Source organism: Candidatus Sordicultor fermentans (genome assembly GCF_012728195.1).
In the GTDB taxonomy this organism is placed as follows: Bacteria; Atribacterota; Atribacteria; order Atribacterales; family Caldatribacteriaceae; genus Sordicultor; species Sordicultor fermentans.
On sequence record NZ_JAAYFP010000118.1, the window covers coordinates 1 to 13,177 of the forward strand.

Consider the following 13,177-nt stretch of genomic DNA (forward strand, 5'->3'; position numbering starts at 1 on the left):
GAGAACTAAAAACTATCCTGATCCACCAGGAGATCTGAGAGCTGAGAAATAATCTGGTAAATATCCTGTTCCTCCAAACCAAGCAAGTTTACAGCCTGGGGAGAAAGAGGGTATAATAAACCGTCTGCTCCGATACCAATGCCCATCGTCACACATATAAAATCGGCCACATGAGCTATAGAGGTAAGCACCGGATCGGTTTTGGCCAGCTCCGGACTATGGTGAAAGGCGATAGCTTCTACCAACTCGGGGGGGAGATTCCAGTTTTCTGCTACTTTAGAACCCACCAGGGCATGATTGAAACCCAGGATTTCCTCCTCTGCCTGAGAAAAAGGAACTTTGTCTTTCTCCACCTTGTCCATTACCTCTTCATAGGTTTCTCGTACATAACTATTAAGAACTACCTTACCTATGTCGTGGAGCAAAGCTGCAGTGTAAGCTACCTCCGCCTTGGAAAACTTTATTCTCCGGGCAATTAGTCGAGCAGCCATAGCTGCTGATTGGGAGTGCCTCCACAGTTCTCCAGGTAAAAGTGCATAACCTTCCACTTCCTGACTGAGAAGCTTGCTTACCGAAGCAGCTATAACAATAGAGCGAATAGTCTGAAAGCCAAGCATAATAGTAGCATCGGTAACGGAAGAAATGCGACGGGGGAAACCGTAAAAAGCTGAATTGGCCAACCTCAGAACCTTAGCCGTCATGCTCTGGTCTTGATTTATTACTTCATTAATATCCCGGGCAGTAGAATTAGGGTCTTCGGTAAGTTCCATAACTCTTTTTACCACCGAAGGCAAAGCAGGAAGGTCATCAACTTTTTTGAGTAAATCTTGAAGAGAAATTTTACCCATTTTTCTTTTTTCCTTTCGAGCTTAAAAATAGCTAAAACTTTTGAAAATATTTCTCCTTTATAAGAAAGTCAGAGAAATTTTCTTGCCAAGTGTTAGCTTTTTATCAATCATCAGGCAAATCATTTGACCACATCCGGATTGACAAGATGAGGAGGGGTTTCTCCCTGTAACGCCAAAACCAGGTTGCGCGCCGCGAGAACTGCCATTTTAGTGCGGGTAGCATGAGAAGCTGAACCGAGATGAGGCGTCAGTACTACCTCATCCAGCCCCAGAAGCTCTGGTTCTATTTGTGGTTCTTGTTCAAAAACATCCAGAGCCGCCCCCCGAATCCACCCTTCTCTCAAGGCTCGGACCAGAGCTTTCTCATCTATTACAGGCCCCCGAGAAGTATTTATAAGATAAGATTCCTTTTTCATCATCTTCAGTTCCTTTTCTCCTATAAGATGGTAAGTTTCCCGAGTAAGGGGGACATGAAGACTTACAAAGTCAGATTGAGCTAAAAGCTCAGGGAAAGGATGATAAGTCACTCCCAGCTCTTTCTCTATATCTTTTACCTGGTGGTAATCAAAGTAAATTATTCGCATGTCGAATCCTCGAGCTCTCCGAGCCATAGCTTGGCCAATCCGGCCCAGCCCTATGATTCCCAAAGTAGCTCCATAAACATCATCCCCCAGAAGAAGCAGCGGTTCCCATCCTCTAAATTTTCCTTCTCGAACAAACCTATCACCTTCTACCACTCGACGAGCTACAGCCATAAGCAGAGCCCAGGCAAGGTCAGCGGTGGCCTCTGTTAGCACTCCAGGAGTGTTGGTAACCATTATTTTCCTTTTAGTGGCTTCTTCTATATCAATATTATCATATCCCACAGCGTAGTTAGAAATCACCCGTAAATTTTGCCCTGCCGCCTCCATAACTTCCCAATCAATATCATCATTCAGAAGACACAAAATCCCATCGACTCCTTTTACTTTTTGAAGGAGAATTTCCCGGGGCATCACCCCATCGTAGTCGCTTACCTCTACCTGGCAGCTCTCCTCTAGGATGTTCAGCCCTTCCTGGGGGATTCGACGAGTCACCAGAACCCGAGGTTTTTTATCCAATTTCACACCTTCCTCTCCGGAAAATGACCAAGGCTTAATATTTATCATTATTATACTACTTTTCGTGATTTTTCACCTTGAAAAAGAAAGTCACATTCCCTCTGCAAAAGCGAATAGTTCCCCTTCTTGAGCTTCTCTATAAAGAGCAATATACTGCAGAAACTATCCGCTTTCTCACTTTTGTGATGAATGACGAAGAAAATCCGGGGTATCCTTCATTAATCCTGAGGGGAAATCAAAAATAGAAAAACTGGTTCTCTTACAGAGACGGGGGAAAGTTTATAACCATTTCTAAAACCACGGTAAATCAACCCCCGGAGAAAAAAAGTACACAGCCTACCCTTCAGATAATAAAATAGTCGCTCTTTAGATGGCTGGAAGGTTTGGCCTGAACACTCCAGCGCATTCTTACTTTGTTTCCTCACTATAGAGATAAAGCTACACAGACAATAAAAGTAATTAGCTCCCTCCTTAAGAACGAAAGCAACCTAGCATCTTCTCTTCGCCTTAACCATACGTGAATCTCTTTCTGTCAGGTCATTATCGAAAGAAATCTGGAAGTCCTCTATAAACTGAGAATATCTTTTTAGTATTTGATGAGCCTATCCAGCGAATTCTTAGCTTTACCCCGTTTCCTTTTACCCCGTCCGGGCCTATCTCTTTCACCTCTCTGGGATAGTCCTTGAGAGCTTGAGTGAGAATAGTCTGATAGCGGTGATGATGGGGACTTACCAGCTCCGGCTCTCGGTCCTATTTACCGGCATATTTAGTTTGTTCTTTCATTTTAGACCATCAAAATCCCCTTATCCATAATCAACTCTCCGTCAAACTTCACTGTGGGGTTGCGAATTATGCCATCGTTATGCGTTTTAGATTCTACCTTGCCACCTATACTCACGTTCATACCCAAAGCAATGTGCACGGTGCGAAGAGCCTTTTCATCTTCCAGAATATTGCCTGTGATACGTGCCTTTTCATTGGTGCCAATGCCCAGCTCCCCAACCCAGTAAGCATAGGGGTCAGATAATTCCTCAAGAAACCGGGAAAGCTCTTCTGCTTCTCTTCCTCCTTCTATTTTTATCACTTTCCCTCTCTGAATGGTAAGCTTAATCGGCTCAGCCAATAGCCCAAGAGGCGACATAGAACCATCAACCACCACTATTCCCTCTACCGATTCCTCTACCGGAGCAACAAAAGCTTCCCCCGCAGGTAAATTGCCCCATCTCCCCCGCTCCCGGTACAAGCCATCATCAGGAGGAATTGCCGGTTTTCTGCCCTTCAAGCTCAAGCGCACATCAGTTCCCTTTTCCGTATATATCTCCACAAGGTCGGTTGCTTCCAGAAGATGGGTTAGCTTCCAGCTCAGCTCCGAAACTTTCTCGTAATCGGCAGTCATAGCTCCCACAGTAAGCATATCTTCAGTAATCCCCGGCATGCTGGCTATGCGCACACCTTTTTTTGTAGCTTCCATGCGAGCATAGGTATGGCTCAAGCTCGTAGTGGTAACAAGAAGTGCCACATCTACCGATGCCATAGCTACCCCAATTTCCGAGGGTGGCTCCTCAACATGGTGAGAGCGAGGAACCATCAAGGATAGAGTAGCATCTACTCCTAAAGCATGGAGAGCAAAAAGAAAGCTCTTAGCAATATCGATTTTACCTGTGTCGGTAATTACCACCACTTTTTCTTCCTTTTTCACCCCCATACAATCCCGAACCGCAATCATTGCTCCTTTCATTAAAGGAGTAGTTTTCAACCTCATATACCTCCTTAATTTCCCATGTTCCTTTTACTTTTTTATTATCACGAGATATCACGAGAAATATGTTTATTTTTTCTGCCCGCAAAGCATGAGGTTCACGGGCAAACACGATAATCGTTTATTTTTCCTCTTTAATCGCTTGACAAGTCAGATTTTTATCCCCGGCAACATCTTTCCCGCGATTCACCTCGTTATTTCAACCAAGTATAGCATAGGAATTTTACATTTTTTTAATTTTTCCCGAAAAAAATCAACCATACTATCTTTACTATCTTTACTATATAATATAATGCTCTATGGAGGAGGTGAGGTTTTGCCAGTTTTTAGAATATTGATTGTCGATGATGAAGAATCCTTAAGAGAGATGTTAAAAGAGTTTTTAGAAGGAGAGGGAATGCTGGTAGAACTTGCTCAAAACGGGAGAGAAGCTTTAGAAAAATTGCATTCCCTGAGTTTTGACCTGGTTTTGTTAGACTTACGCATGCCAGGAGTTAGCGGTGTAGAGGTTCTGCAAGAAATAAAAAAAGAGGAACCTGAGCTACCGGTAGTGGTCATCACTGCTTATGGTAGCGTAGATAACGCAGTAGAAACTTTGAAAATGGGAGCTTTTGACTTTATTACTAAACCTTTTAAGCTGGAAGAATTATTGAATACCATCTCCCGGGCTTTAGAAGTAGAACGACTAAAAAGAGAGAAACAATATCTTCTGGAGGAAATGCAGGACAAATTCTGCTTTGAAGGAGTAGTGGGTCAATCTCCTCGAATGAAAGAAGTAATGCGAGTAGCTTCGCTTGTTGCGAAAACCGATGCCACCGTCCTGATTTACGGAGAAAGTGGAACAGGAAAAGAGCTATTAGCCTGCTCCATTCACCGCCAGAGCAGCAGACGAGATAAACCTTTTGTAGTGGTAAATTGCGGAGCTATTACTGAAACTCTTTTAGAAAGTGAACTGTTCGGTCATGAAAAAGGAGCTTTTACCGGAGCCCAGGCCAGAAAACTGGGTAAATTTGAGCTGGCCGATGAGGGAACCATTTTTTTAGATGAAATTGGAGAGATGAGTCCGGCAATGCAGGTAAAAATCCTTCGAGTATTGCAGGAGAGAAACTTTGAACGGGTAGGAGGCACCAGTGTAATTCAGGTGGATGTGCGCATCATAGCTGCTACTAATCGGGACCTGAAGAAAGAAGTGCGAGAAGGTAAATTTCGTGAAGACCTCTATTACCGCCTGAATGTAGTGCCCATTGAACTTCCTCCCTTGAGAGAACGAAAGGAAGACCTTCCCCTTCTTTGCGAATTTATAATAGAAAACCATGCTCAAAAATTACATAAGAAAATCAAGGGGATATCTCCTCAGGCCATGCGCCTTATCAAAAAATACAACTGGCCAGGAAATATCCGGGAACTGGATAATGTTATAGAACGAGCCATAATTTTAACTGAGGATGAAATTATCGGAGTGGAGGACTTACATATTTTCGAAGCTCCGCGAGAGCCCCACTGGAAAAGCTTGAAAGAGTTGGAAAAAGATTACATCGAAGAGGTTTTAGAATACACTGGAGGAGACATAGAGAAAGCCGCCCATGTCTTAGGGATTTCCCCCGAAGAACTGGAGAAAAGAAAGACTTAGACAGTGGCTTCAAATACCCAGAACTTATTACCCAGAAAATTGACTCCCACCGAGAAACCAGTAGCTAAAACCTTACTGGGTAGAACTTCCCAGCTCCATTTACTTTGCAAAATATAAAGCACCAGAAGAGAAACCCCCAACGAACATAAATTGACTAAAATAAATTTAGTTACCTCAATAGCAGTAAAACCTTCTCTTTTTTGAAAAGTCCAGAATTTATTCAAAAAATAGCTATTAACCATTCCACAGGAATAAGAAATAACCTGCGACACAGCATAAATCAACCCCAGGTAACGATTAAGAATCATAAAAACTCCAAAATCCACGGCGGTATTCATTATTCCCACCACATTAAACTTGATAAACTGCCTGAGACCCTTCCAATAGCTAATCAAAATCTCCTTCTCCTTCTTTTTCAAAACCCATAGTACTTTCTACAATGTAAAGGGGACGTCCCTTAACTTCTTCATAAATTCTACCTATATATTCTCCCATAATCCCTAAAGCAATAAGGATGATTCCACCAACCAGAAGGTTTAAAATGCCTATCAAAGAAGTGGCAGGAAAAGTACCTCTACCCCCGAGATATTGAAAAAGAACTACCAGAAAAAGCACCAGGCTGAAAAGAGAAAGAGGAATACCTGCATAAGTGGCTATTTTAAGTGGTTTATCAGAAAAAGAAGTGATTCCATCCCAGGCTAATTTAAGCATCTTACGCAGAGAATATTTGGTTTCTCCCGCCCATCTCTTTTCTCTTACGTATTCCACACTGGTTTGACGAAAGCCCACCCAGCTCACCAGCCCTCTCATAAAACGATTCTTTTCCCGGAAGAGCCTCAAAGCATCAACTACTTTCTTATCCATCAAGCGGAAATCACCAGTATCCACCGGTATGTCTATAGTGGTAAATCTTTTCAAGAGACGATAAAAAAAAGAAGCAGTAAACTTTTTAAAAAAACTTTCTCCTTCCCGTTTTACTCTTTTTCCGTAGACTACTTCATATCCTTCTCTCCATTTTTCTATCATGGTTAAAATAACCTCTGGTGGGTCTTGCAAATCGGCATCAATTACGATTACTGCCTGCCCTTTTGCATAGTCCAACCCTGCGGTGATGGCTACTTGATGACCAAAATTACGGGAGAAATTGATTAGCTTAACCGCTTCATCTCCTCGGGCAAAGCTTTCTAAAATCTCTTGGCTTTTATCTCGGCTTCCATCATTAACGAAGATGAGCTCATAGCTACCCGGGGCAGAGCTCATCACCTCCTTCATCCTTCTGTAAGTCTCGGGAAGAACCTCCTCCTCATTATAAACAGGAATGACCACTGAAAAATCAACCCTATCTTCCATATCCATCTCCTTGATTTTTATTTTAGCTCTATTCTACTCTTTAAGGTGTTATTTCGCATTACTTTCTCAATGTCTGTGATTTTCATAAATTGGTCACAAATTGCTCACCAAAAAGCCCCAAAAGCGTCTTATAATTTCCCCGGAAAAAGGAACTTAAAAACAAAAGGTTGGTATTTTAGGTATAGGTTAGTTTAACAAAGTTTGACTTTCTCTATTTGACCACCAAGCTATAATAGACAATAATGTAGAAAAGGAGCAAAATATAAGTGAAAAAACGTAACAAAGTTATTCTTCCTCTCATTTTAGCAATAGGAGGAATTCTGGCTGTCTTTTTCTTTTCTCCCCGTTTTTCCTCTTCAGGACAACAAACTACCAGTACAGCCAATATGCCTACTGCTAAAGCAACCAGAGGCACCATTCAGCAAACCGTATCGGAGCTGGGGACTCTTGAACCCCAGAACCGAATAGAATTAAAAGCAGATGTGAGCGGAGAAGTGGTAAAGATTTTTGCCCAGGCGGGAGAAAAAGTGCAAAAAGACCAGCCGCTACTTCAATTAGATACTACCAAACTGGAAACCTCTCTTCGAAAAGCAAAGGCGCAATTGAAGAGTGCTCAGGCTGACCTTAAAAAACTCTTAGCTCAACCTAAAGAAGTCGAGCTAAGACAGGCCGAAGCCCAGCTAAAAGAAGCTCAAATCGCCTATCAGTCGGCGAAAAAAACCCTGGCTCAAAATCAAGAACTATTTAAAAGCGGTGGTATTTCTCAAGAAACCTTAGAGCAAAGCGAAGACCAGGTAACATTAAAAGAAGCACTTTATCTCTCCGCTCAAGCTCAATTTGAAGATGTCAAAGATGGAGCTGCCCCGGAAGATATAGAAAAGTTGCAAGCTCAGATTGAGCAAATAGAGGCTGATATAGAATCCATTGAAAATGATTTAGAAAAATGTACCTTTAAGTCTCCCATCGATGGCACTCTTCTTGTGGTAGATCCTGAAGAAGGAGATTCAGTCCTCTCTGAAGAGAGAGTAGTCGCCATAGGAGACCTCTCCACCATGAAAGTAAAAATATTAATAAATGAAATCGATGTCCCAGAGGTGGAAAAAGGCCAGAAGGCCGTGGTTACTCTCGATGCTTTCCCCAACCAGCAATTTGAGGGAAAAGTAACCACCATTGCTCCAGAAGGAAAAATAGTAGAAAATATAGTGGTTTTTGAAACCACCATAGAGTTACCCAACCCCGACAATATTCTCCTATCTGGAATGACCGCTGAGGCAGAAATTATCATCAAAAGTAAGGATAATGCTATTATCATCCCTCTTGAAGCTCTGGAAGAAAGAGGAGGAAAAGCCCAAGTATTAGTAAAAGGTCCTGATGGACAACCTGTACAAAAAGAAGTAAAAACAGGCTTGAGAAGCGATACCCAGGTGGAAATTGAAGAAGGACTACAGGAAGGCGAAGAAGTTTTTCTAATCCTTTCTTCCACTTCTTTTCAATCTAATTTTGGTCCTCCTATGGGCATGCCCGGGGGAAGGTAGAATTAGAGGTGAAAACAATGAATCAACCAGTAATAAAAGTAGAAGACCTCTGGAAAATTTACCAGTTAGGAGAAGTGCAAGTTGAAGCTCTCCGGGGAGTGTCTTTTGAAATAGAAGAAGGAGAATTCGTCGCCATCATGGGACCTTCCGGTTCGGGAAAATCTACCCTGATGAATATTTTAGGCTGTCTAGACCGTCCCACTCGGGGTCGTTATTTTCTCGATGGACAAGAGGTGTCACAGCTCAATGAAAATCAGCTGGCCCAGATTCGAAACAAAAAAATAGGTTTCATTTTTCAGAGCTTCAATCTTCTTCCTCGGTTAACTGCTTTACAAAATGTGGAACTTCCTTTAATTTATGCGGGAATTCCTTCTCAAAAAAGAAAAGAGCAAGCTATAAAATCCTTGGAAGCAGTAGGTTTAGGAGACAGGATTCATCACTACCCCAATCAACTCTCCGGAGGACAGCAGCAACGAGTGGCCATTGCCCGAGCTTTAGTTAACGACCCCTCCATTATTCTCGCCGATGAGCCCACAGGAAACCTGGACACTCGCTCGAGTGAAGAGATAATGCATATTCTCCAGGAACTCAATCAAGAAGGCAAAACCATAGTTTTAGTTACTCATGAACGGGATATCGCCTCTCACACCCACCGGATTCTCCATTTTAGAGACGGGCAATTAGTAGATAATGAAACTATAGAGCAACCTGTGGAGGCCTTAGAGGTTCTAAAAGAATTGGTGGAGGAAGAAGTAGTTGAATCTGTCTGAGACTTTGCAAAGTGCCATTGCCAGTATCCTATCCAATAAGCTTCGTTCTTTCCTTACTATGTTAGGAATCATCATCGGAGTAGCCGCTGTAGTAGCTATGACCAGTTTAGGAGAAGGAACAACCGAAGAAATAGTAGGTCAGATTGGAAGTTTAGGTTCCAACCAAATTACCGTCATTCCCGGGAGAAGCCGAGGTATACCAGGAATGCCAGTCGCTTCTCGAGGAGGAAATATGCTTGAATGGGAGCACTATTTACAGCTTCAGGACTTTGGCTTTCCAGGAATCAAAAATATAATAGCGGAAAATACCACCTCACTCACTGTAACTCACGGTAGAGAAAGTATGAGAGGGAGAGTGGTAGGTACTACTCCTCAATATCCCGAAGTTCGCAATTTTAAAGTAGATATGGGACGCTTTTTCAACCAGAAGGAATTAGACAACGCAGAAAGAGTAGCAGTGTTAGGAAGAACAGTAGCTCAAGACCTATTTTCCTCTCCAGAAGAAGCTCTGGGGAAAAAAATCCGGGTGGGAAGAATAACAGCTACAGTTGTCGGAGTGATGGAGGAAAAAAGCACTGGTATCCAGGACTTAGGAGAACAAGTTTTTATTCCCATAACCACTATGCAAAAAAGGTTAACTGGCAGTAAATATATTCAGAGTATGACCATCCAGACAGAAACAGAAGAAGACCTGGATTTCGTAGCTCAGTTCTTAGAAACTTTTTTCACCAATCGGCTGAAAGACCCGGAAAAATTCTCTATCATCAATCAGCAAGATATTTTAGACACTATAAATCAGGTTACTGGAACCATGACTTTATTTTTAACCGCTATCACCGGGATCTCTCTTCTCGTGGGAGGTATCGGAATTATGAATATCATGCTGGTGTCGGTTACCGAGCGCACCCGGGAGATTGGGTTGCGGAAAGCCATAGGAGCCCGACCTTTTGATATCTTAGCTCAATTTGTAATTGAATCTGCTCTTTTGAGCGCCATAGGAGGGCTAATAGGAATAGTTATGGGAATTGTGGGTTCCCAGGTGATTTCTAAGTTTACTTCTTACCCCGCTATTATATCTGTGGAAGCGATAATTATCGCCTTTTCTATTTCGGTGGGAATAGGTCTTTTCTTTGGAATTTACCCCGCCCGTCGGGCAAGCCAACTAGACCCTATTACCGCCCTTCGCTACGAATGATTTACCATACTGAAGGGGAGCTGATGGAATTATGAAAAAATCTAAAACTTCTCTTTTTCCTCGGGGAGCAAATCTGGTGGTTTTTCTCTGGCTCTTTAGCTGTTTTTCTGGAGGACTATCCCAGGCCGGGGAAATAGAAACCATAAACCTCTCTTATGTGGTAGAAAAGGTTTTAGCTAATTCTCCAGAGGTGTTAAATGCTCGAGATGCAGTAGAAACTGCTAAGCTAAACCTGTCTTCTTCTGCTTCTCAGGGTTTATCCCCGGAGGTTACCTTATCGGGTAACTGGCCTATCATAAACGGGGAAGATACGAGCGATATGACCTGGGGGATAAATATTAAAGATGCCGTTTATCTTTTTGATAAATCCCCCACTGAAAAAACCGCTCAGATTCTTTTACAGGAAGCCGAAAGCCAACTTCTCCTTGAAGAAGAAGCGGCTAAAGTTCAAGCTGTTACTTATTATTTAAAAATTCTAAACGGGGAAAAAGATTATAACATAGCTCAAAAAACCCTGGAATTGTATCAAATTCTCTTTGAAGACCAAAAAAAGAAATGGGAAGAAGGAAATGCTTCTTCTATCGATTTGCTTAAAGCCCAGGAAAATCTGGAAAACTCAAAATTTTTGCTACAAGAAAAAGAGCGAGAACTCAAATTAGCCCGTGAAAATTTAAATCAACTAATGGGTGTCCCCCTCGATACTTTCTTTTCCTTAGCCCCTCTTTCCTCCCCTGCTTCCCTCGGGAGATTGGATTACTCCTCATTATCCCTCCTGCTTCAGGAAAGGAGCTCAGAAAAAGAAGCTCTGCAGAGAGAAAAAGAGAGAAAAGAAATACAAAGGAAAGAAACCAAAAAAGCTACCCAACCTCAAATATCTCTAGCAGGAGAATACAAAGGGGAAGACTTTCTAACCCGGCTTTCCCTTGACCGAGAGGGAATTTTCTCTTACGAGATTCAGGGAGGAAGCTCCTCATACCTGAGTAGCGGTAGTTATTTTTCCTCTTCTGAAGGCTGGGGAGTGGGTCTGGAAATTAGCTGGAAAATCTGGGACGGGAAAGTTACCAGCAATCAACTGAAAGCAACAGAAATAGAAATCGACCAGATAGAAAGGGAAGTGGAGGCGCTTCCTCAAACTCTTAGCCTCAGAGTTGAAGAAGCTGTGAACCAGCTTCTTCAAGCCCAGAGTAATCGAGAACTAACCTCGTTGGTTCAGAAAAGCGCCCAGGACACCTACAGGGTTATGGAAGAACAGCTAAAGATAGGGTTCATCACCGACCGTGAACTTCTGCAAAGCGAGCTTCAATACCAGCAAGCAGAAGCCAACTACCAGAAAGCAGAAAATAATTTCTGGCAAGCCATCTTAAACCTCTTGAAAACCCTGGAGGAACCAATCCAGATAGAGGAAAACCAAATAGTAATTCCTTCTTTTCTATCTTAAAAATAACTGGTTTAATCATATTATCATTTAGGGGGTGGGAATTTGAAAGCGAGAGAAAAGACTTTTACTGTGGCACTGGTAATTTGCCTAATAGGTTTTTTGCTTGTCCCGGGGGGAGAAACACAAGAGATTGTTGCTCTTTCTCTACAGGACGCAGTAAAGTTAGGATTAGAAAAGAGCAACGAAGCCCGGTTAGCCAAAGAGAAATTGGAGGAGGCACGAGTCACTTTTGAAGAAGGGAAAGCTACCCTTCTACTTTCTCCTTCTATTATCCAGGAGCTATCTCTTCAAAACACCTGGAAAATAGCCCAGAGAAATTATGAAATGACCCTGACTCAACACGCTCTATCTGTGGAGCAAGGATACTATAATGTTCTTAAAGCTCAGCAAAGTTTAGATTTAGCTCAAAACAATCTAAAGAGAGCAGAAAGCCAATACCAGAATATCCAGACCAAGTATTCTCTGGGAATGGTAGCAGAAATTGATTTGCTATCAGCTGAGCTGGAGCTAAATCGAGCTGAAAATGAAATTCAGAAATCCCGAAGAGCTCTTGCTTTAGCTCAGTTTCAGTTTAATCAGCTAATAGGAAACCGAGAAAATCAAAATTACCAACTTTCCGACAAATTGGATTTTCAACCCTTAGAGGTGAACCTGGAAGAAAGCCTGAAATATGCCCTTGCTCATCGGTTAGAAATAGAACAAGCCCAGGACAATGTCAGCTTAAAAGAAAAAGAGGTAGAAGTAAATAGCAATCCCTACACTCCGCCTCTTACTCTCCAGAAATCAAAAGTCCAGCTTTCTCAAGCACAAATAAATCTGGAAAACACCCAGAATTCGGTAATTTTAGAAGTACGTCAAAACTACTCCACCCTGAAAGACGCAGAAGAGTTAGTTCCCCTACAGGATCAAAACTCTAAAATTGCTCAGGAAAAACTGCGCATCGCCCAGGCTCAATTTGATGCTGGCTTAATAACTACCGTGGACCTTTTAGACAAGCAATACGCTACTTATGAAGCCGAAACTGCTTACCTCCAGGCCGTATTCGATTATCGGGTGGCTCAAGCTACCTTCTTTACCTCTTTAGGAATGAGCTTAGAAGAAAGACCTAAAACCTGGCAAAAGGAGAGCACAGAACAACCTGAGACACAAAATCAAGAAGGTTAAAAGCAAAAACTACTGACTACTGAGGGGGAAACCATCCCCCTCAGTAAGGGATAACCTTTATTTTCAGATTAGCTTTATTTTCAGGTTAAATAAACTCTGAAAAGGAAGCTACATAGAGCTGGCAATCCAGGGTTACCACACATGCAAAAAGACGAGCTTGCAAAGGCAACTTAGAGATTGTCAGCCAACGCATGTACGTGCGACTCTTACGATGATTATGAAGAATTTTCCGGGTTAACTTCATTCAGGAAACCTCCTCTTTTTCTCTCACTTTAGAAACTTTACTCTGCCATTGTTTTATCCTCTCTTCTAAAGAGAAAAGCTCATTTATCACCTCTTACTGGGCGCTACAGATGACAAAATAAATAAACTCAGAAGAATGGTATTG

At 42.2% G+C, this 13,177-nt stretch carries 12 protein-coding genes; 6 read left to right on the plus strand and 6 right to left on the minus strand.

Translation table 11 applies throughout. The annotated features are described in order from the left end of the window. Positions 1-5: 5 nt before the first annotated feature. From GXZ17_RS06215 to GXZ17_RS06225, 3 genes are all read right to left on the minus strand, one after another. The gene (locus GXZ17_RS06215; RefSeq protein ID WP_409376425.1) at positions 6-848 is read right to left on the minus strand and encodes an HDOD domain-containing protein; all 843 of its coding nucleotides are present in this window, start codon (positions 846-848) and stop codon (positions 6-8) included. A gap of 119 nt (positions 849-967) precedes the next feature. Continuing rightward, positions 968-1,996 carry a glyoxylate reductase gene (gene gyaR, locus GXZ17_RS06220; protein ID WP_409376426.1) on the minus strand — a complete coding sequence of 343 codons (1,029 nt, stop codon included), beginning with the start codon at positions 1,994-1,996 and terminating at the stop codon, positions 968-970. A gap of 736 nt (positions 1,997-2,732) precedes the next feature. After that, positions 2,733-3,710 (minus strand): aminopeptidase, encoded by a 978-nt coding sequence (locus GXZ17_RS06225; RefSeq protein WP_409376427.1) that lies wholly within the window; start codon positions 3,708-3,710, stop codon positions 2,733-2,735. A gap of 313 nt (positions 3,711-4,023) precedes the next feature. On the opposite strand from GXZ17_RS06225, the gene GXZ17_RS06230 reads away from it, so the two are divergent. Further along, complete coding sequence (locus GXZ17_RS06230) at positions 4,024-5,337, plus strand: sigma-54-dependent transcriptional regulator (protein WP_409376428.1); 1,314 nt, start codon at positions 4,024-4,026, stop codon at positions 5,335-5,337. Here GXZ17_RS06230 and GXZ17_RS06235 read toward each other — a convergent pair. Next, a complete protein-coding gene (locus tag GXZ17_RS06235) occupies positions 5,334-5,732 on the minus strand; it encodes a GtrA family protein (protein WP_409376429.1) in 399 nt (132 codons plus the stop codon). The genes GXZ17_RS06230 and GXZ17_RS06235 overlap by 4 nt on opposite strands. Beyond that, a complete protein-coding gene (locus GXZ17_RS06240) occupies positions 5,725-6,687 on the minus strand; it encodes a glycosyltransferase family 2 protein (protein ID WP_409376430.1) in 963 nt (320 codons plus the stop codon). The genes GXZ17_RS06235 and GXZ17_RS06240 overlap by 8 nt, the downstream gene beginning before the upstream one ends. Positions 6,688-6,953: 266 nt before the next feature. Here GXZ17_RS06240 and GXZ17_RS06245 point away from each other — a divergent pair, with 266 nt between their 5' ends. The 5 genes from GXZ17_RS06245 to GXZ17_RS06265 are packed head-to-tail and all read left to right on the plus strand — an operon-like array spanning position 6,954 to position 12,789. After that, a complete protein-coding gene (locus GXZ17_RS06245) occupies positions 6,954-8,222 on the plus strand; it encodes an efflux RND transporter periplasmic adaptor subunit (protein WP_409376431.1) in 1,269 nt (422 codons plus the stop codon). A 17-nt stretch (positions 8,223-8,239) separates the two neighbouring features. Continuing rightward, complete coding sequence (locus GXZ17_RS06250; protein WP_409376432.1) at positions 8,240-8,992, plus strand: ABC transporter ATP-binding protein; 753 nt, start codon at positions 8,240-8,242, stop codon at positions 8,990-8,992. Beyond that, the gene (locus GXZ17_RS06255; RefSeq protein WP_409376433.1) at positions 8,979-10,187 is read left to right on the plus strand and encodes an ABC transporter permease; all 1,209 of its coding nucleotides are present in this window, start codon (positions 8,979-8,981) and stop codon (positions 10,185-10,187) included. Before GXZ17_RS06250 ends, GXZ17_RS06255 begins: the two co-directional genes overlap by 14 nt. 31 nt (positions 10,188-10,218) lie before the next feature. After that, complete coding sequence (locus GXZ17_RS06260) at positions 10,219-11,625, plus strand: TolC family protein (protein ID WP_409376434.1); 1,407 nt, start codon at positions 10,219-10,221, stop codon at positions 11,623-11,625. Between the two features lie 42 nt (positions 11,626-11,667). Then, positions 11,668-12,789, plus strand: coding sequence for a TolC family protein (locus GXZ17_RS06265; RefSeq protein ID WP_409376435.1), 1,122 nt, complete (start codon positions 11,668-11,670; stop codon positions 12,787-12,789). Between the two features lie 85 nt (positions 12,790-12,874). Here GXZ17_RS06265 and GXZ17_RS06270 read toward each other — a convergent pair whose 3' ends face one another. Then, the gene (locus tag GXZ17_RS06270) at positions 12,875-13,033 is read right to left on the minus strand and encodes a hypothetical protein (RefSeq protein WP_409376436.1); all 159 of its coding nucleotides are present in this window, start codon (positions 13,031-13,033) and stop codon (positions 12,875-12,877) included. Positions 13,034-13,177 lie beyond the last annotated feature (144 nt).

What these genes read in the sequence shown, in the direction of transcription:
- GXZ17_RS06215 (WP_409376425.1), bottom strand. Translation starts at nt 848, where the DNA reads ATGGGTAAAATTTCTCTTCAAGATTTACTCAAAAAAGTTGATGACCTT.
- gyaR (WP_409376426.1), bottom strand. Translation starts at nt 1,996, where the DNA reads ATGATAAATATTAAGCCTTGGTCATTTTCCGGAGAGGAAGGTGTGAAA.
- GXZ17_RS06225 (WP_409376427.1), bottom strand. Translation starts at nt 3,710, where the DNA reads ATGAGGTTGAAAACTACTCCTTTAATGAAAGGAGCAATGATTGCGGTT.
- GXZ17_RS06240 (WP_409376430.1), bottom strand. Translation starts at nt 6,687, where the DNA reads ATGGAAGATAGGGTTGATTTTTCAGTGGTCATTCCTGTTTATAATGAG.
- GXZ17_RS06250 (WP_409376432.1), top strand. Translation starts at nt 8,240, where the DNA reads ATGAATCAACCAGTAATAAAAGTAGAAGACCTCTGGAAAATTTACCAG.
- GXZ17_RS06260 (WP_409376434.1), top strand. Translation starts at nt 10,219, where the DNA reads ATGAAAAAATCTAAAACTTCTCTTTTTCCTCGGGGAGCAAATCTGGTG.
- GXZ17_RS06270 (WP_409376436.1), bottom strand. Translation starts at nt 13,033, where the DNA reads ATGAAGTTAACCCGGAAAATTCTTCATAATCATCGTAAGAGTCGCACG.